General features: G+C 54.6%; 18 protein-coding genes. 10 read left to right on the top strand and 8 right to left on the bottom strand.

Annotated elements, in window-relative coordinates:
* The first annotated feature begins 154 nt into the window (after nt 1-154).
* Nucleotides 155-1288, top strand: coding sequence for an LPS O-antigen length regulator Wzz(fepE) (gene wzz(fepE), locus AC3ITF_RS16200; protein WP_489175833.1), 1134 nt, complete (start codon nt 155-157; stop codon nt 1286-1288).
* Between the two features lie 46 nt (nt 1289-1334).
* Here wzz(fepE) and fepC read toward each other — a convergent pair whose 3' ends face one another.
* Genes fepC through fepD form a run of 3 tightly spaced genes read right to left on the bottom strand, consistent with a single transcriptional unit; the run spans nt 1335 to nt 4125 of the window.
* Nucleotides 1335-2132 (bottom strand): iron-enterobactin ABC transporter ATP-binding protein, encoded by a 798-nt coding sequence (gene fepC, locus AC3ITF_RS16195; RefSeq protein ID WP_115259131.1) that lies wholly within the window; start codon nt 2130-2132, stop codon nt 1335-1337.
* Nucleotides 2129-3121: an iron-enterobactin ABC transporter permease gene (gene fepG, locus AC3ITF_RS16190; protein ID WP_170974162.1), complete on the bottom strand. Its 993-nt coding sequence runs from the start codon at nt 3119-3121 to the stop codon at nt 2129-2131. The genes fepC and fepG overlap by 4 nt, the downstream gene beginning before the upstream one ends.
* Entirely contained in the window at nt 3118-4125 is a 1008-nt protein-coding gene (fepD, locus tag AC3ITF_RS16185) for a Fe(3+)-siderophore ABC transporter permease (RefSeq protein ID WP_096757936.1), read from the bottom strand. Before fepD ends, fepG begins: the two co-directional genes overlap by 4 nt.
* Nucleotides 4126-4235: 110 nt before the next feature.
* Here fepD and entS point away from each other — a divergent pair, with 110 nt between their 5' ends.
* Nucleotides 4236-5474, top strand: coding sequence for an enterobactin transporter EntS (gene entS / locus AC3ITF_RS16180; RefSeq protein ID WP_181631464.1), 1239 nt, complete (start codon nt 4236-4238; stop codon nt 5472-5474).
* A gap of 27 nt (nt 5475-5501) precedes the next feature.
* On the opposite strand, the gene fepB is transcribed toward entS, so the two are convergent.
* The gene (fepB, locus tag AC3ITF_RS16175; protein ID WP_117342199.1) at nt 5502-6458 is read right to left on the bottom strand and encodes a Fe2+-enterobactin ABC transporter substrate-binding protein; all 957 of its coding nucleotides are present in this window, start codon (nt 6456-6458) and stop codon (nt 5502-5504) included.
* Nucleotides 6459-6645: 187 nt separating this feature from the next.
* Between fepB and entC the strand changes: the two genes are divergently transcribed.
* The 7 genes from entC to AC3ITF_RS16140 all read left to right on the top strand — a co-directional run bounded on the left by entC (nt 6646) and on the right by AC3ITF_RS16140 (nt 14057).
* Nucleotides 6646-7821, top strand: coding sequence for an isochorismate synthase EntC (gene entC / locus AC3ITF_RS16170; protein WP_489175832.1), 1176 nt, complete (start codon nt 6646-6648; stop codon nt 7819-7821).
* Nucleotides 7822-7854: 33 nt separating this feature from the next.
* Nucleotides 7855-9465, top strand: a complete 1611-nt coding sequence (gene entE / locus AC3ITF_RS16165; protein WP_297712887.1) for a (2,3-dihydroxybenzoyl)adenylate synthase EntE — start codon at nt 7855-7857, stop codon at nt 9463-9465.
* 12 nt (nt 9466-9477) lie between these two features.
* Nucleotides 9478-10335: an isochorismatase gene (locus AC3ITF_RS16160; RefSeq protein ID WP_115259126.1), complete on the top strand. Its 858-nt coding sequence runs from the start codon at nt 9478-9480 to the stop codon at nt 10333-10335.
* Nucleotides 10335-11090 carry a 2,3-dihydro-2,3-dihydroxybenzoate dehydrogenase EntA gene (entA, locus tag AC3ITF_RS16155; protein ID WP_489175831.1) on the top strand — a complete coding sequence of 252 codons (756 nt, stop codon included), beginning with the start codon at nt 10335-10337 and terminating at the stop codon, nt 11088-11090. The genes AC3ITF_RS16160 and entA overlap by 1 nt, the downstream gene beginning before the upstream one ends.
* A 2-nt stretch (nt 11091-11092) precedes the next feature.
* The gene (gene entH / locus AC3ITF_RS16150) at nt 11093-11506 is read left to right on the top strand and encodes a proofreading thioesterase EntH (RefSeq protein WP_115259979.1); all 414 of its coding nucleotides are present in this window, start codon (nt 11093-11095) and stop codon (nt 11504-11506) included.
* A gap of 184 nt (nt 11507-11690) precedes the next feature.
* A complete protein-coding gene (gene cstA / locus AC3ITF_RS16145; protein WP_489175830.1) occupies nt 11691-13796 on the top strand; it encodes a pyruvate/proton symporter CstA in 2106 nt (701 codons plus the stop codon).
* 63 nt (nt 13797-13859) lie between these two features.
* Nucleotides 13860-14057: a YbdD/YjiX family protein gene (locus tag AC3ITF_RS16140; protein WP_096757928.1), complete on the top strand. Its 198-nt coding sequence runs from the start codon at nt 13860-13862 to the stop codon at nt 14055-14057.
* A 111-nt stretch (nt 14058-14168) separates the two neighbouring features.
* On the opposite strand, the gene AC3ITF_RS16135 is transcribed toward AC3ITF_RS16140, so the two are convergent.
* Complete coding sequence (locus tag AC3ITF_RS16135; protein WP_489175829.1) at nt 14169-15257, bottom strand: oxidoreductase; 1089 nt, start codon at nt 15255-15257, stop codon at nt 14169-14171.
* Between the two features lie 132 nt (nt 15258-15389).
* On the opposite strand from AC3ITF_RS16135, the gene AC3ITF_RS16130 reads away from it, so the two are divergent.
* Nucleotides 15390-16550, top strand: a complete 1161-nt coding sequence (locus tag AC3ITF_RS16130; protein ID WP_489175828.1) for a pyridoxal phosphate-dependent aminotransferase — start codon at nt 15390-15392, stop codon at nt 16548-16550.
* On the opposite strand, the gene AC3ITF_RS16125 is transcribed toward AC3ITF_RS16130, so the two are convergent.
* The 3 genes from AC3ITF_RS16125 to citR form a co-directional block, all read right to left on the bottom strand.
* Nucleotides 16551-17168, bottom strand: coding sequence for an IbrB-like domain-containing protein (locus AC3ITF_RS16125; RefSeq protein ID WP_096757924.1), 618 nt, complete (start codon nt 17166-17168; stop codon nt 16551-16553).
* Nucleotides 17153-18376, bottom strand: coding sequence for a phosphoadenosine phosphosulfate reductase (locus AC3ITF_RS16120; protein ID WP_137400279.1), 1224 nt, complete (start codon nt 18374-18376; stop codon nt 17153-17155). The genes AC3ITF_RS16125 and AC3ITF_RS16120 overlap by 16 nt, the downstream gene beginning before the upstream one ends.
* Nucleotides 18377-18541: 165 nt before the next feature.
* Nucleotides 18542-19447, bottom strand: a complete 906-nt coding sequence (citR, locus tag AC3ITF_RS16115) for a DNA-binding transcriptional repressor CitR (protein WP_117342209.1) — start codon at nt 19445-19447, stop codon at nt 18542-18544.
* Between the last annotated feature and the right edge of the window lie 105 nt (nt 19448-19552).

The raw sequence follows: 19552 nt of genomic DNA, 5'->3' as shown, positions 1-19552 counted from the left end.
ATGCTGATCTGTGAGACCATAAGGCTTAATAAATTCTGAATATAATATCTGGCAGGTTATTAGGGGCAAAGAGTGTTTCGGATAATTCTTATTAGCTGGTAGACTTTGTCTACAGGAAGACGTTTCTTTTGGCCAGAAATTCAGGTTACACAACATGTCATCATTAAAAATAAAGAAAGATAATGATTCAGAATTAGCTGCGTATCCGCAGACTACGGTAAGCGGTAATGAAATTGATTTATTCAACCTGCTCGAGATTTTGTGGCGCGCCAGGAACAAGATTATTGCTACCGTCTTCGCGTTTGCCTGTGTGGGGATTCTGGTGTCTTTCCTGCTTCCGCAGAAATGGACCAGTGAGGCAATTGTCACCCCGGCCGAAGCTGTACAGTGGCAAGGACTCGAGAATACGTTGACGAGTTTACGCGTACTCGATATGGATATTAAGGTAAGCCGTGATGATGTATTTAACCTGTTTATCAAGAAATTTCAGTCGCCATCGCTGCTGGAAGAGTACCTGCGCTCTTCACCTTATGTGATGGATCAGCTGAAAGGCGCTGATATAGACGAAATGAATTTGCATCGGGCGATAGCACGCCTCAGTGAAAAAATGAAAGCGGTTGATGCAAATCAGGGTAAGAAGAATGAAACCTCGCTGTATACCGCGTGGACGCTAAGCTTTACCGCACCGCTGGCTGAAGAAGCCCAGGCCGTGCTGGCAGGGTATATCCAGTTTATTTCTGACCGTGTTGTGACAGAAACGCTGGAGAATATTCGCAATAAATTGGCCATCAAAACCAGCTTTGAGAAAGAACGACTGGCGATGGATCGAATCAGGCTGAAGAATCAATTGGATGCAAACATTCAGAGATTGAATTATTCGCTCGAGATTGCGAATGCGGCTGGCATCAAAAAACCGGTTTACAGTAATGGACAAGCCGTGAAGGACGATCCTGATTTCTCTATTTCGCTGGGTGCGGATGGCATTGCGCGTAAATTAGAAATCGAAAAATCAGTAACCGATGTAGCAGAGATCAACGGTGAATTGCGTAACCGCCAGTATCACGTTGAACAGCTCTTGGCGATGAATGTCAGTGACGTCAAATTCTCACCGTTTAAATATCAACTTGCCTCGTCTCTGCCAGTGAAAAAAGACGGCCCCGCGAAATCCATGATCGTTATTCTGGCGGCGCTGTTGGGGGGAATGGCGGCGTGCGGTGGGACGCTGCTGAATTATGCCATGCTATCGCGTAAACGTGATATTGCGATCCTTGGGCAGCAACTGGTGTGATTTATTATTGTATGGCGACGAACACGTCGCCATACAATAAATAACGTTATTTCTGACGCCCGAGAGGCACCACCAGTGGCGTTCCGGCCACCGGGTCGTCAATAATCATGCAGCGCAGTCCGTAGATCTTTTCGATAAGCTGCGGCGTAACAATTTCCTTCGGCGCACCCTCGGCAATAATCTTCCCTTCACGAAGCGCGATTAAATGCGTGGCATAACGGCAGGCCTGGTTCAGATCGTGCAGCACGGCGGCCAGCGTATAGCCCTTCTCGCGGTTTAACTCGCTGAGCAGTTCCAGCAGATCTATTTGATGACTGATATCCAGCCAGGTGGTCGGCTCGTCAAGCAGCATGATTGACGTTTCCTGCGCCAGCACCATGGCGATCCACGCTCGCTGGCGCTGTCCGCCGGAAAGCGTATCTACGCTTTGTGCTGCCAGGTGGGTGATCCCGGTAGCTTTCATGGCGTTCATCACCGCGTCTTCATCTTCTTTACGCCAGCGGGTGAACAGCGGCTGATGCGGATAACGGCCTCTGGCGACAAGCTCCTGTACGGTAATATCGCCCGGCGTAGTGGCGTTTTGCGCCAACAGGCCAATGCGACGCGCCACCTCTTTACTGGCGTAATGTTGAATATGTTCACCATCCAGCCACACCTTGCCGTGCGCTGGCGTCATCAGACGGCTCAATGTGCGCAGCAGCGTTGATTTCCCGCAGCCGTTGGGGCCAATAATGGCGGTAAAGTGACCGTCGGGGATCGACACGTCGAGGTTTTCTGCCACGGTAAACTTGCCATACCCTAGCGTTAACTGGTCGCCACGCAAACGGGCTACTGATTCGGTCATTTTTTGCGGGACTCCTGAATTAACAAGACGATAAGATAAATACCGCCGAGGCTTACGGTGACAACGCCGACCGGAAGCTGATAAGGCAAAAATAGCTGCTGGGCGCATAAATCGGCCGTCAGCAGTAACAGTGCGCCGCACAGCGCTGACTGGGTTAATCCCCAGCGAGCAGTGCCGCTAAGGCGACGGGCAATATGCGGTGCGACGAGGGCAATAAACGAGATAGGCCCCGCCAGCGCGGTGGCGGCGGCGGTCAGTACTACCGCCACCAGCATCATCATTAAACGCGAACGTTCGACGCTGACGCCCAGCGCACAGGCGCTGTCATCACCCATTTCCAGCAAGCGCAGGCGGCGCACCAGCAGCGTGGCGCACACCAGCATCAGAATAATCAGCGGCGCGGATGGCCAGGTTTTCGCCCAAGTCAGACCATTGAGCGATCCGGCGTTCCACAGTCCGGCCGTCAGCGCGGTTTCTAAGGAGGCTTTCAGTAGCAGCCAGGTGTTAAACGCCACCAGCATGGCGCGAATGCCGATGCCGATGATAATCAGGCGGAACGTTTCTATACCGTTGCGCCAGGCCAGCGCCCAGACGACCAGCGAGGTCAGGACCCCGCCGAGCATGGCCGCCAGCGCAATGGCGGTAAGATGCTGGCCAAATAGCACCATCGCCACCAGCACGCCGCTCCAGGCGCCGGTATTGAAGCCCATCACGTCCGGGCTGCCCAGAGGGTTACGCATCAGTGACTGGAATATTGCGCCACTGACGCCCAGAGCCGCGCCAATCAGTAGTGCCATCAGCACGCGCGGTAAACGCCATTCCGTCACCACCAGCGTAATGTTGCGCGGTGCATCGCCCAGCAGGGCGGCAATGATCTGCTGCGTTTCCAGCGTCACAACGCCGCTACGCAGGCTCCATAATCCGACGGCGATACAGCCCACAACCAGCAGCAGGCAACTGATCATCAGTCGACGAGAAAGGTGCATCATGCGCCACCTCCACGCTGCTTACGGCGTACCAGAAAAATAAGCACCGGCGCGCCGATAAACGCACTGACCACCGATACGCGTAGCTCACCGGGCACAATCAGGCGACCGATAATATCGGCAATTAACAGCAGGGAAGGCGTTGCCAGTAAGGTGACGGGCAGCGACCAGCGGTGATCGGCTCCCACCAGCCAGCGCGCCATATGCGGCATCATCAGGCCGATAAAAGCGATAGGGCCGACAATCGCGGTCGCGCTTCCGCACAGGACGGTGATTACCAGCAGACCGATAAACTGCGTACGGGCGACTTTACTGCCCAGCGCAGTGGCGGTATCCGTGCCCAGGCTCAGACTGTTCAGACCACGGCTGAGGAACAGGGCTACGGCTCCGGCGATCAGTACCGGGATCAGGACCACTTTCAGGGTTTGCAGACTGCGAATGTCCAGCGAACCGGCCTGCCAGAAACGCAGTTGATCGTAGACGTCAGGGTTGAGCAGGGCGATGCCGCTGGATAATCCCTCCAGTACTGCCCCCAGCGCCACGCCAGCCAGCGTCAGGCGAACCGGGCTGAGCTGACCACCCCCTTGGCTGCCGGTAAAGGCGACAATCAGCGACGCGGCTAGCGCCCCGGAAAAGGCCATCAGCAGTTGCTCTTGCGGGGAGGAGAAACCGAACAGCGAGGCCCCCAGCACAATAGCGAAGCTGGCACCAGAATTGACGCCAAGAATACCGGGGTCGGCCAGCGGATTCCGGGTCAGCGTTTGCATCAAGGCACCCGCCAGTCCCAGCGCGCCGCCTGCGAGCAATCCTGCCAGCGTACGCGGGAGTCGCGCGTCCAGCACAATGGTGCAATCAGCGCTATGACAACTGCCGGTGAGCGCATCCAGCACCACGGAGGCAGGGAGCGACCTGGCGCCAATAACCAGACTTAATACCGTGGTGACAACAAGTAATAACAACAGTCCGGGCACGGCAAAGGCGCGTGTCGCGGAAACAGAGCATGACATATCAACTATCCTTGATAATGATAGTAATTATCGTTATCGATCTTATTTAGGTATGTTAGCATGTGCAGCCATTGAATGGATATTGAAAAAGTACCTGGTAAGGCTCTGTAATGAATCGACAATCCTGGCTGCTCAATCTCAGCCTGCTAAAGACCCACCCTGCATTTCGCGCCGTTTTCCTTGCCCGTTTTATTTCCATCGTCTCTCTGGGACTACTCGGCGTGGCGGTGCCGGTACAGATCCAGATGATGACCCAGTCGACCTGGCAGGTTGGTTTGTCGGTAACGCTCACCGGCAGCGCGATGTTTATTGGCCTGATGATCGGCGGCGTGCTGGCCGACCGCTATGAGCGTAAAAAAGTGATCCTGCTGGCGCGTGGCACCTGCGGCATTGGCTTTATTGGTCTGTGTCTGAATGCGCTGCTCCCGGAACCGTCGCTGCTGGCAATTTATATCCTCGGTTTATGGGACGGCTTTTTTGCTTCATTGGGCGTTACGGCGCTGCTGGCGGCAACGCCGGCGCTGGTTGGGCGTGAAAACCTGATGCAGGCGGGGGCCATCACCATGCTGACGGTGCGCCTGGGATCGGTGATATCGCCGATGGCAGGTGGGGTACTGCTCGCCACCGGCGGCGTGGCCTGGAACTATGGTCTGGCGGCGGCAGGCACTTTTATTACCTTACTGCCGTTGTTGAGCCTTCCTGCATTACCGCCGCCGCCCCAGCCACGTGAACACCCATTGAAATCCCTGCTGGCAGCATTTCGTTTCCTGCTTGCCAGTCCGCTGATTGGCGGCATTGCGCTGTTGGGCGGCCTGCTGACCATGGCCAGCGCTGTGCGCGTACTTTACCCGGCGCTGGCGATGAGCTGGCAGATGTCGAGCGCCCAGATTGGTCTGCTGTATGCGGCGATCCCGCTGGGTGCCGCCATCGGCGCATTGACCAGTGGGCAACTGGCGCACAGCGTGCGTCCTGGTTTGATTATGCTGACGTCGACCGTGGCGTCCTTCCTCGCAATTGGTCTGTTTGGACTGATGCCGGTCTGGCAATTGGGCGTGGTCTGCCTGGCGCTGTTTGGCTGGCTGAGCGCGGTGAGTTCTCTGTTGCAGTACACCCTGTTACAGACGCAGACGCCGGAAGCGATGCTCGGGCGTATTAACGGTTTGTGGACCGCACAGAACGTCACCGGTGATGCCATCGGCGCAGCGCTGTTAGGCGGTTTGGGTGCGATGATGACGCCGGTCGCGTCGGCAAGCGTCAGTGGATTCGGCCTGGCTATCGTTGGTCTGTTGCTGCTGTTGCTGTTGAGTGAGGTCCGTCGTTTTCGGCAGATGCCGGTGAATGCCGGATAAGGCGTAAACCTCATCCGGCACTAAAGATTAAAACAGTGCGGAGAGGCGTTGCAGCAGCAGCGTGGCGCTGTAGTAATCCAGACGGAAGGTTTCAGTGCCCAGTGCGTAGACGCGTTTATTCTGCACGGCTGGCAGGTGTGCCAACAGCGGGTTCGCGTAAATGGCGTCGGCATCTTTGCTGTCGCCTGCAAACAGGAACAGCGCCTCGCCGTTCAGTCCGGTTGCCAGGTTTTCACCGCCAAGTTGCACAATGTCGTGACGTTTACCCTGACTCTGGCTGGTATGCAGTCCGGCAGGCAGCGGTGCCAGCGTGAAACCGAGCTGCTCCATCAGCTGGCCCTGCGCAGACTCTGGCGTCCACAGGTTGGCGCTGTGCGCGGCGGCGGTGTACACCAGCGCGCTGACCGGCTGTGGCGGCAGGGTAATGCGCTGCTTAACCGCCTGCAACTGCTTATCAAACTCGGCAATGCGTGCCGCCGCCTGTTGTTCATGCCCGGTGATCTCACCTAACTGCGTCAGCAGCGACTGCCAGCTTTTGTCGTCGTAATTAATAATAAGCGTGGGGGCAATGGTGGACAGCTGATCGTACAGGGCGAGGGCAGAATCACCGCCGGTGGCGCTGATCAGAATCAGGTCCGGCATTTGTGCGGCAACGGCCTCGGCGCTCGGTTCGCCAATATACAGACGGCTCAGCTTGCGGGCTTTTGCCACCTCGCTCCACTGGCGTAAAAAACCCTGTGCATCGCCGATGCGGTTATTCGGCGTGGTGGCCCCGCTGGCGATAATTGGCGCATCAATGGCCAGCAGCGACCCGGTCAGCGTCACGCTGGTGGAGACAATGCGCTGTGGCTTCTGTTCCAGCGTATGAGTCCCACGGCTGTCGGTGACCTGACGCGGCCAGTCAGCAGCATGGCTTAAAGAAATTCCTGAAAGAGACAGCCCAACCAATAAGAGCGCCGTTCGGTAAAACGCGGGGAGTTGCACGAATAAGTTTCCTGTTATCAATATAGTTAATGCTTCTCATTTTCATTGTTAGCGGGCAGGGATGCAAGCCTAAGTCGCACATTGTGTGACGGCAAGAGTTGACATACCGGCGCTTTGCTTTTAGGTTAGCGACCGAAAATATAAATGATAATCATTATTAAAACCTTTATCATTTTTGGAGGATGATATGGATACGTCACTGGCCGAGGAAATACCGCAGACTATGGCAACACTTGCTCCCGACAGTTTTTTCTTTATGTCGCCGTACCGTAGCTTTACGACGTCAGGATGCTTTGCCCGCTATGCGGAACCGGCAGTTGATGGGGATTCACCGGACAGCCCGTTCCAGCAAAAAATGCACGCCCTGTTTGCCGATGCCAAATCGCAGGGTATCGCTAATCCCATCATGGTTGGGGCCATCCCCTTTGATACCCGCCAGCCATCGTCGCTGTTTATCCCCCAGTCCTGGCAGAGCTTCTCCCGCACGGCGAAGCAACAATCGTCGCGCTACTTTACCGCGCATCAGTCGCTGAGCGTCGTGGAACGTAAAGCGATTCCCGAGCAGGACGTATTTGAACACATGGTCGCCCAGGCGGCGGCCCGGACCGCCACCCCGGAAGTGGACAAAGTGGTGTTGTCGCGGCTGATCGATATCACCGCCGACGCCAACATTGACAGCGGTGCGCTGCTGGAGCGTCTGGTGGCGCAAAATCCGGCAAGTTATAACTTCCATGTGCCGATCGAAGATGGCGGCGTATTGATCGGCGCCAGTCCGGAGTTGCTGTTACGTAAAGACGGTGACCATTTCAGTTCATTGCCACTGGCGGGTTCGGCGCGGCGTCAGCCGGATGACGTGTTGGACAGAGAAGCCGGGATCCGCCTGCTGGCCTCCGAGAAAGACCGCCATGAACACGATCTCGTGACGCAGGCTATGAAAACGGTACTGCGCGATCGCAGTCGTGAACTGCAACTGCCGTCTTCTCCTCAACTGGTCACCACGCCCACGCTCTGGCATCTCGGTACGCCATTTGAAGGTAAGGCTAACGCGCAGGAAAACGCCCTGACGCTGGCCTGCCTGCTGCACCCGACGCCAGCGCTGAGCGGTTTTCCACATCACGTTGCGCAGAAACTGATTGCCGAGCTGGAGCCGTTCGAGCGCGAACTGTTTGGCGGCATTGTCGGCTGGTGTGATGCGCAGGGCAACGGCGAGTGGGTGGTGACGATCCGCTGCGCGAAGCTGTTGCGTAATCAGGTGCGTTTCTTCGCCGGTGCCGGCATTGTGCCTGCCTCTTCCCCGGTTGCCGAATGGCGTGAAACGGGTGCCAAGCTTTCGACCATGTTGAATGTTTTTGGACTGCATTAAGAGCCTTATTGACCAGGCCTCTAAGGAGCGATAATGAGTATTCCTTTCACCCGTTGGCCGGAAGAATTTGCCCGCCGTTACCGTGAAAAAGGCTACTGGCAGGATCTGCCGCTGACCGACATTCTGACCCGTCATGCCGACAGTGACCATACGGCGGTGATTGATGGAGCGCGGCATCTGAGCTACCGCCAGCTTAACCAGTCAGCAGACAATCTTGCCAGCAGCCTGCGTCGTCAGGGCATTAAACCCGGTGAAACCGCGCTGGTGCAGTTGGGCAATGTGGCGGAGCTGTATATCACCTTCTTTGCGCTGCTCAAGCTGGGCGTGGCTCCGGTTTTTGGGTTGTACAGCCATCAACGCACTGAGCTCAACGCCTACGCGACGCAAATCAAACCGGTGCTGCTGATTGCTGACCGCGCACATGCGCTGTTTGCTGCGGATGACTTCCTGAACGCATTTGTGAGTGAACACAGCTCGCTACGCGTGGTGCTGCTGCTCAATGACGAGGGTGAACACAACCTGCAAAATGCGATAAGCCAGCCTGCTCACAATTTTACCGCCACGCCATCGCCTGCCGATGAAGTGGCGTATTTCCAACTTTCCGGTGGCACCACCGGGACGCCGAAGCTGATCCCGCGTACCCATAACGATTATTACTACAGCGTGCGGCGCAGCAACGAAATTTGCCATTTTACCGAAGAAACGCGCTATCTATGTGCGATCCCGGCCGCGCATAACTACGCCATGAGCTCACCGGGCGCGCTGGGCGTGTTCCTCGCCGGTGGAACCGTGGTGCTGGCGACGGACCCGAGCGCCACGCTGTGCTTCCCGCTGATTGAGAAGCATCAGGTTAACGTCACGGCGCTGGTTCCCCCGGCGGTAAGCCTGTGGCTGCAGGCGATTGCAGAATGGGGCAGTCATGCGCAACTGGCATCGCTGAAACTGTTGCAGGTCGGTGGGGCGAGGCTTTCTGCTTCGCTTGCCGCCCGTATTCCGGCAGAGATCGGCTGTCAGTTACAGCAGGTCTTCGGCATGGCGGAAGGGCTGGTGAACTACACCCGTCTGGACGACAGTCCTGAGCGAATCATCAATACCCAGGGACGCCCGATGTGCCCGGATGACGAGGTCTGGGTGGCTGATGCCGACGGTAATCCTTTGCCGCAGGGTGAGACCGGACGCCTGATGACGCGCGGGCCGTATACCTTCCGCGGCTATTTCAACAGTCCTGAACACAACGCCAGCGCCTTTGATGCCAACGGGTTCTACTGCTCAGGCGACCTGATCGCCATCGATCATGATGGTTACATCACCGTACAAGGGCGCGAGAAGGATCAGATCAACCGGGGCGGGGAGAAGATCGCCGCCGAAGAGATAGAAAACCTGTTACTGCGCCACCCGGCGGTGGTTCATGCGGCGCTGGTCAGCGTGGACGATGAGTTGATGGGCGAGAAAAGCTGTGCCTGTCTGGTGGTGAAAGAACCGCTGCGCGCAGTTCAGGTGCGTCGTTTCCTGCGTGAGCAGGGCGTGGCGGAGTTCAAATTACCGGACCGCGTCGAGTGCGTGGCGTCGCTGCCGCTAACCCCGGTCGGGAAAGTGGATAAAAAACAATTACGTCAGTGGCTGGCATCACGTTCACTGGCCTGAAGGAGAAAAGAGATGGCAATTCCTAAACTGCAGGCTTATGCGCTGCCCACCGCGCTTGATGTTCCCGCCAATAAAGTTGACTGGGCGTTTGAACCCGAGCGTGCTGCGCTGCTGATCCACGACATGCAGGACTATTTTATCGGTTTTTGGGGCGATAACTGCCCGATGATGGAGCAGGTAGTGGCCAATATTGCCGCGCTGCGCCAGTACTGCAAAGCGCATAACATTCCGGTCTATTACACTGCCCAGCCGAAAGATCAAAGCGATGAAGACCGTGCCCTGTTGAACGATATGTGGGGACCGGGGCTGACGCGCTCGCCGGAACAGCAGAAGATTGTCGACGCGCTGGCCCCGGACGAAGCGGATACAATCCTGGTGAAATGGCGCTACAGCGCGTTTCATCGCTCCCCGCTGGAACAGATGCTGAAAGAAACTGGGCGTAATCAGCTGATTATTACCGGCGTCTACGCGCATATTGGCTGTATGACCACCGCAACCGACGCGTTCATGCGCGACATTAAGCCGTTTATGGTGGCCGATGCGTTGGCTGACTTTAGCCGCGATGAACACCTGATGTCGCTGAAATATGTTGCCGGACGCTCTGGGCGGGTGGTGATGACGCAGGAACTCTTGCCAACGCCGGTGCCTGCCAGTAAAGAGGCGCTACGCAGCGTTATTCTGCCGTTGCTGGATGAATCCGATGAGCCGCTGGATGACGAAAATCTGATCGACTACGGTCTGGATTCGGTACGGATGATGGCGCTGGCCGCCCGCTGGCGTAAAGTGCATGGCGATATCGACTTCGTGATGCTGGCGAAAAATCCGACCATTGACGCCTGGTGGAAACTGCTTTCCCGCGAGGTGAAGTAATGGTTGGGTTTGATTTCACAGGCAAAACCGTCTGGGTCACCGGCGCAGGAAAAGGCATTGGTTACACCACGGCGCTGGCGTTTGTTGACGCGGGTGCGCGGGTGACCGGCTTCGATCTGGCGTTTGACGGTGAAGCTTATCCGTTTGCCACCGAGGTAATGAATGTGGCGGACGCACCGCAGGTGGCGCAGGTGTGCGAGCGCTTGCTGGCGAACACCGAGCGGCTGGACGTGCTGGTCAACGCCGCCGGGATTTTACGTATGGGGCCAACCGACACGCTGAGCGTTGAGGACTGGCAGCAGACCTTCGCCGTCAATGTGGGCGGCGCGTTCAATCTGTTTCAGCACACCATGGCGCAGTTTCGCCGCCAGCAGGGCGGGGCGATAGTCACCGTTGCATCGGATGCGGCACATACGCCACGCATCGGTATGAGCGCTTACGGCGCGTCAAAAGCCGCGCTGAAAAGCCTGGCATTGACCGTCGGTCTGGAACTGTCTACGAGTGGCGTGCGCTGTAATGTAGTTTCGCCGGGGTCGACCGACACCGATATGCAACGTACGCTGTGGGTCAGTGACGACGCCGAACAGCAGCGTATTCGCGGGTTTGGCGAGCAGTTTAAGCTTGGCATTCCGTTGGGTAAGATTGCTCGTCCGCAGGAAATCGCCAACACTGTCTTATTCCTCGCCTCCGATCTGGCCAGCCATATCACCTTGCAGGATATCGTGGTGGACGGCGGCTCGACGCTGGGAGCGTAATGATGATCTGGAAACGACACCTCACGCTCGATGAACTCAATGCCACCAGCCAGAACACGTTGGTGGCGCATTTAGGCGTGGTCTATACCCGGCTGGGCGATGACGTGTTGGAAGCTGAAATGCCGGTGGACCATCGTACCCATCAGCCGTTTGGTCTGCTGCACGGTGGCGCGTCGGCGGCACTGGCGGAAACGCTGGGATCGATGGCGGGCTACATGATGACCCGCGATGGACAATGTGTGGTCGGTACGGAACTCAATGCTACCCACCATCGTGCGGTATCGCAGGGAAAAGTGCGCGGCGTTTGTCAGCCGCTACATCTCGGGCGGCAGAACCAAAGCTGGGAGATCGTGATTTTTGATGAGCAAGGACGGCGCTGCTGTACCTGTCGCTTAGGCACGGCGGTGATGGGGTGACATTGCCGACATCGTAAAATGAAATTGCAGGCTTAACAGGTAAATGAAGTGATCTAGTTAACAATGCAATGTAAATAGTCAGTAGAGTCTCGGGTTTATGTAGTTGTCAGGTTGTTAAATTCAGGAAAGGTGTTATAGAAACAAAATGTAACATCTTTCTGGATCACGCAAACGGACAACAACCATGAATAAATCAGGGAAATACCTTCTCTGGACATTGCTCTCCGTTATCGGAGCATTTGCCCTGGGATATATTGCGTTAAACCGTGGTGAACAGATCAACGCGCTGTGGATTGTGGTGGCGTCGGTCTGTGTCTATCTTATTGCCTACCGTTTTTATGGCCTGTACATCGCGAAAAATGTGCTGGCACTGGACCCGACGCGTATGACGCCAGCCGTGCGGCATAACGACGGTCTGGATTACGTTCCTACCGATAAAAAAGTATTGTTTGGTCACCACTTTGCGGCGATTGCCGGAGCGGGTCCGTTAGTCGGACCGGTGCTGGCAGCGCAAATGGGCTACCTGCCGGGCATGATCTGGCTACTGGCCGGGGTGGTACTGGCGGGCGCGGTGCAGGACTTTATGGTGCTGTTTGTATCCACCCGTCGCGATGGCCGTTCCCTGGGCGAACTGGTGAAAGAAGAGATGGGCCCAACGGCGGGTGTGATTGCGCTGGTGGCCTGTTTTATGATCATGGTGATTATCCTCGCGGTGTTGGCGATGATCGTCGTGAAAGCGCTGACCCACAGCCCGTGGGGAACCTACACCGTAGCGTTTACCATCCCGCTGGCGATCTTTATGGGCATTTACCTGCGCTATCTGCGTCCGGGTCGCATTGGTGAGGTGTCGATTATCGGCCTGGTATTCCTGGTGTTTGCCATTATTTCCGGCGGCTGGGTGGCTGAAAGCCCAACCTGGGCACCGTACTTTGACTTTACCGGTGTACAGCTGACCTGGATGCTGGTGGGTTACGGCTTCGTGGCCGCCGTACTGCCGGTGTGGCTGCTGCTGGCACCGCGTGACTACCTGTCTACCTTCCTGAAAATTGGTACCATTGTCGGCCTGGCGGTGGGCATTCTGATCATGCGTCCAACGCTGACCATGCCTGCGCTGACCAAATTCGTTGACGGCACCGGTCCGGTGTGGACGGGCAACCTGTTCCCATTCCTGTTTATTACCATTGCCTGCGGGGCGGTTTCTGGCTTCCATGCGCTGATTGCGTCCGGCACCACGCCGAAGATGCTGGCAAATGAAGGGCAGGCTTGTTTTATCGGCTACGGCGGGATGCTGATGGAGTCCTTTGTCGCCATCATGGCGCTGGTCTCTGCGTGTATCATCGATCCGGGCGTGTACTTTGCGATGAACAGCCCGATGGCGGTGCTGGCACCTGCAGGCACGGTGGATGTGGTCGCTTCTGCGGCGCAGGTGGTCAGTAGCTGGGGCTTTGCCATTACCCCGGATACCCTGCATCAAATCGCTAACGAAGTGGGCGAGCAATCCATTATTTCTCGTGCGGGCGGTGCGCCTACGCTGGCGGTAGGGATGGCGTACATTCTGCACGGTGCGCTGGGTGGCATGATGGATGTGTCGTTCTGGTATCACTTCGCTATTCTGTTCGAAGCCCTGTTTATTCTGACCGCGGTCGATGCTGGTACACGTGCTGCACGCTTTATGTTGCAGGACCTGTTGGGCGTGGTGTCACCAGGCCTGAAGCGTACTGATTCACTGCCTGCGAACCTGTTGGCAACGGCGCTGTGCGTGCTGGCCTGGGGTTACTTCCTGCACCAGGGCGTGGTGGATCCATTAGGCGGTATCAATACCCTGTGGCCGCTGTTTGGTATCGCCAACCAGATGCTGGCTGGCATGGCGCTGATGCTGTGTGCGGTGGTACTGTTCAAGATGAAACGTCAGCGCTACGCATGGGTGGCGCTGGTGCCAACCGCCTGGCTGCTGATTTGTACTCTGACCGCCGGCTGGCAGAAAGCGTTTAGCCCGGATACCAAAATTGGCTTCCTGGCGATCGCCAACAAGTTCCAGGCGATGATCGACAGCGGTAACATTCCGGCGCAATACACCCAGTCGCAGCTTTCACAATTGGTGTTTAACAACCGTCTGGATGCTGGACTGACCATCTTCTTCATGGTGGTGGTGGTGGTTCTGGGTCTGTTCGCCATTAAAACGGCGAGGGTTGCGCTGAAAGAGGACAAACCGACGTCAAAAGAAACGCCGTACGAACCGATGCCAGAGAATGTCGAAGAGATCGTGGCGCAGGCGAAAGGCGCGCACTAATATTCTCATAACCCACAAGCCCTCTCCGCAGCGGGGAGGGCGTTTGCATGACAGGGAATGACTATGTTTGAAACACTCGCAAAAGCCGGGAAATATTTAGGTCAAACCGCCCGCCTGATGATTGGCGTGCCGGATTATGACAACTATGTTGAGCATATGCGCGTCACGCATCCGGAGCAGGCGCCGATGACCTACGAAGAATTCTTCCGTGAGCGTCAGGATGCGCGCTATGGGGGCAAAGGCGGCGCGAAGTGCTGTTGATTTTTTGCCGGATGGCGCTGACGCTTATCCGGCCTACAACACCGCATTGCGTAGGCCTGATAAGGCGAAGCCGCCATCAGGCAACCCACCATCAGGTAACCCACATCGCACTCACACCGTAAACGATTCCACCTTCTCAAACGCCGCGCGCAGGGTTTCTGGTGTTAACGTGACCGGCAGTGCGTGAATGGATTCCACCGGGCGCAATGTGTGCGCAATCACCTTATCGATCTCAGCACGGTTATTTATATCCACGTCTAACTGGGCCAACCGGGTGGGTAAATTGAAACGCTGGTAGGCTGAAGTGAGTTGAGCCAGTACATCGTCTTGCCCCAGCAGCGCACTCTGTACCAGGATGCCGTAGGCCACTTTGGTACCGTGTAAAAACGACTCCGTCTGCGGGAGCACCGTCAGACCGTTATGCACCGAATGTGCCGCCGCCACGCGGGTGTAACGCTCGCCCAGACCGCCCACCATGCCGCCGCCGGCAATGATTGCATCCACCACATCGCAAAACGCCTGACTGAGTTTCCCCTGCTTTTTATCAGCCAGCGCCTGCTCGCTGTATTGCAGCAGCACGTCGCGAATAGCCAGCGCGCCGTTAATCCCCAGGCGCACGGTCAGCGGCAACGTTTCGGGCTGCGGTGCCAGCACGACTGCTTCGTACCACTTCGCCAGCGTGTCGCCGATGCCCGCCAGTAAGTATTCCTCTGGTGCATTGAGGATTATCTGCGGCTCCACCAGCACCAGAAAGTTGGCGTCATCGAAAATGTCGAAGTGCAGCGCCTGACCGGCATCGTTGTACCACACGGAGAGCGGCGTCCAGGCCGCACAGGTCGCGGCAATGGTTGGGATCGCTACGAAAGGCAAACCGAGACGACGGGCCAGCGCTTTGGCGGTGTCGAGTAATGTGCCGCCGCCCACGCCAATCACCACGCTGCGGTGATCACCGGCATCTTCTGCCAGTTGCTGAACGTCTGTTTCGCTGCAATGACCGGTAAATAGCAGGTGCTTTGCCCCGTCACAATTAAATGCGCCAGGCAGATAGGGACGGGCAGCGGCGATAGCTCGCTCGCCATACACCCAGACGGCACGTGACAGTATGTCGGCGGTGAAGAAATCATGCAGTCTGGACAGGCTGCCGGTATGGGAAAAGTAATTGGCCGGGCCGACGACGACGCGAATTTCGCTCTGACTCATGTTGTGTTGTCCTTTTGGCTGTCCTGTCCACGCAGGTTATTTTTATATAGACGTCTAAACGTCTTGATTGCCAAATACTAACATCGTGTTATAGTGGCTTCAACCACAACATCACACGTCAGGATAACAATAATGAGTAATAACTCGCTGATTGTGCAAAGCAAGCTCCCCAATTTAGGCACTACCATATTCTCGCAAATGAGCGCCCTGGCGCAGGAACATCAGGCGATTAACCTGTCGCAGGGATTCCCGGATTTTGACGGCCCGCACTATCTGCAAGAACGCCTGGCGTACCATGTAGCGCAAGGGGCGAACCAATATGCCCCCATGACAGGTGTGCAGCCGCTGCGTGAAGCCATCGCCGACAAAACCGCCGAGTTATACGGCTATAAACCGGATGCTGACAGTGAGGTTACGGTGACGGCGGGAGCGACGGAAGCATTGTACTCGGCGATTACGGCCTTAGTGCGACCCGGCGATGAAGTGATTTGTTTTGACCCGAGCTATGACAGCTATGCGCCCGCTGTGGCGCTATCTGGTGGTGTGGTTAAACGTATCGCGCTGCAGCCGCCATCTTTTCGCGTGGACTGGCAGGCATTTACCGCGTTGTTGAGCGACAAGACCCGACTGGTGATCCTCAACACACCGCATAACCCCTCTGCCACCGTCTGGCAAAAAGCAGACTTTGATGTGCTGTGGCAGGCCATTAAAGCACGCGATATTTTTGTGGTAAGCGATGAAGTCTATGAACACATCTGCTTTGCCGCGCAAGGGCATGCCAGCGTGCTGGCACATCCGCAGCTGCGCGAGCGTGCGGTTGCGGTCTCATCATTCGGCAAAACCTACCATATGACCGGATGGAAGGTTGGGTACTGTGTGGCGCCAAAAAACATCAGCGTCGAATTACGTAAGGTACACCAGTATTTGACCTTCTCGGTCAATACGCCAGCGCAGTTGGCACTGGCGGATATGCTGCGGGCCGATCCAACGCATTACCGCGACCTGCCCGCGTTTTATCAGCGAAAACGTGATGTGCTGGTGAACGCACTCCGTGACAGTCGTTTGGACATTTTGCCCTGCGAAGGGACGTATTTTTTGCTGATCGATTACAGTGCCGTCTCGGATCTCGATGATGTGGCGTTTTGCCAGTGGCTGACCAAAGAGGTGGGGGTAGCAGCGATCCCTCTGTCAGTTTTTTGCGCCGATCCTTTCCCACACAAGTTGATTCGCCTGTGTTTTGCCAAGCAGGAATCGACGCTGTTGGCGGCAGCAGAACGCCTGGCCGCGCTGTAGTTACTTCACCGTCCAGGCTTTGGAGAATCGGCGGTCGGCGAACAATTCTTGCAGACCGTTGATTTGCTTGAGACGTAATACCTCATCACTGTCCATCCCGAGGTCTTTACCGATTTTTTCTTCACTCCAGCCGAGGAGTGATAATTCACGGACAATTTCAGACATGGCGTGGATTTGATGCCGTCCGCGAGCACGGTTGTGACGAATCGTTGCCGCCATGCGTTCATGGCGTTCACGCTGCAAGCAGGTGATGGGTAAATAACCTTTTAGTCGGGATCTCAGCGAGGGTTTGCTTTTGCCTAATTCATGTCGATGAAAACCATCAATGATTTCATATTCTTCTTCCGTTGAGTGAACCACAACGATGGGTTGGGTAAATCCATCTGCCTCGATGGATTTCAGCAGCAGTCTTTTCTCCGGCGGCGCCACGTTATTAGGGTTGTAGTCGTTAGGCGTAATATGATTTCCTTCGACCCATAACACACAATCTACCGGCTCTTCGCGAAAAGGACTGACGCTGTGGATGGCTATTCTGAATTCATTAATGGCCTCAATTCGCTCTTTTTCGGGGAGTTCAGAAAGAAAACCGAGGAGCTCCTGTGTTAATCGTTGTTGCATAAAATCCCCCATTCCTGACGTTTTGTTTTCATGCGTTCGTTATAGCGTTGGTAGCTTTTTGACTTTGTTGGACTAAAAGAAAGCGCCCGACACCAGTAATCATTATTCAGCAGGACTTTGCAGATTCGCCGCCATGAGGGGATATCTCTGGACCCAATATCACCGTCTTGATTTTGCGGGATATCGGTCATACCTTTTTTCTTATACCACTGAATATAGACGGCGATTTTGTTGCGATAGTGCTCAGCTGTCTGTTCTGGCATGCTGTTTAGTAGCAGCATGGCGTACTCTTGCCAGCTTAAATGATCCGGTTTTAATATTTTCCGGTGTCCGTAAAAATGGTTGTCATGACCGGCATAAATACCCCCACTTTTAACGCCGCTCACGCGGGCGCACATGGCTGCCCATCGCTGCGGTTCAATAACGTGATAGAGCCAAAGGCCCTGGCGCTGTTCCGGGCCAAAGGGTTCGCAAATGCGCATGTATCGCGTCGGGACACCGGCCTGGTACATCAGGTTATACAAGGGGTTGCATGTCATATTTGTTTTAGCAAACCAGGTCCAGATATCGGCCGTTTTCCAATCATAGATGGGATAAATGTACCAGGTATGTCCCCCAGGCGCGGCGGTGGTCCAGGGTTTATCATCGGCAAACCGCTGCTTATGTGAATTGGCAATCGCGACAAAGCGATTATATGACTCGTCGGCACGGATCCCGACCAGCATTGCGGCCGGCCGCTTTTCTGAAAACCAGTCAGCGAACTCGCGAACGAATTGTTCAAAGGTCATTCCGGTCTGATAGAAATGGAAGAACTCGGGATCGGTAATGGCATCTGCTGGCGGTTGGCGAACCCATTGCGTATTCGGCTCCCAGCACTGCCATTCCGGCTGAAATTGCGAGAGTGAATTTTGCGTGGTTAACGGCAAGGCGACCCAATAAAACCGTTCAATAACGTCGGAGTAATGTTCGCGCAATGCCTGCACATAGTCGATAGTGCAGGAAAACTGGGCCTCCCAGTCGATAAATAATACGTGAATTTTTTTATGCATCTGACGGGCCAGTGTGGCCGTCAGATGCAACATCACCCCTGAATCTTTGCCACCTGATAATGAAACACAAATGCGCGGCAGCGTTTCCAGCGTCCACGTAATGCGCTCCTGAGCGGCTTCAAGTACATTTTTACTTAGCGGTATTTTATAAACAGACATATCAAGCTCAGGTCGTAACTTTATTATTTTTATACATAATAAATGGTTGCAATAAGATATGCTAATTTACGGGTCACGCAACTTTTTTAAATATATTTACTTGGTGTATGGGTTCCATTGATTCATATCGCGCATGCATTGAATTAAAAAATAAACGATGTTGGCTCATTCGCTCTCGGGTATAATTCTTTTTATATATTCAGCAAAACCGCTGTTGTTAAGTGAGGCGCGATTATACATCAGAAAAAGTTCGGCTGACGGTATCTTTATACCAATATCTATTTCTTTTAGATTGAAAATAGGTGCGTAGTGCTCGAAAATGACTCTGGGAATAATACCGATGATATCAGTGCTGGAAATGACGTTGGTAATTGAAATAAGAGAGTCGCTGCTAAACCCTATATTACGATTGGCCATAAATTCGTTAGTTTTTGACTGGTACTCTTTCATACCCAGTTCTTCAGAGAGAAGAGAGGTAAACTGTTCTTCCAGTACTTGTTTAAGTGTGCTTGAAGCATTTATTCTGGGGTGGTTGCTACTGCAAACCAATACACCTTCGATGGTTTTGAACGGGGCGCAGATAATGGAACGATTGCGCACGGGTACAATAGTAGCGACCAGATCTGCTTTGCGATAAGCCAATATGTTTTCAGCCGTTTCTGCTGACATTAATATATCATGATGTTCAATTTCGACATCGGCATCCTCTCTCAGATAATGAATTAACTCTCTTATATTAAAACCGGTAACAAGTTGTGGGCAGTAAATGACAAACTTCTTTTTCAGGCTGGAGCTATGCATGATATTTATCGTTTGCTCCAGATTGTTAAGATTTTGCTCAAGATGATGGTGCAGGTTGATGCCTGTCACCGTAGGCGTGATCCCTTTACCAGACCGAATAAATAGAGGGTCATTAAACTGTGTGCGTAGTCTTTGCAACGACTGACTTACGGCGGATGGCGTGATATACAGCGTTTCGGCGGCCTTACTGATACTCAAATGTTGATAAATACACTCAAAAATAACCAATAGGTTGAGATCGAATTTTTTAAGGTCATAGAGGTTAGCCATATGTATATTCTCATTGTTATTTTATGTGGAAATATTTCATTTTTATATATTTGAATTGCAAATTATTTCTTTTAAGAATCTTTTATGCGCTTAATGAATAGTTAA

This window comes from Citrobacter sp. KH_055_1 (assembly GCF_057838705.1).
Note: the sequence above shows the minus strand (reverse complement) of the source record. Positions and strands in the feature narration are given on the sequence as shown.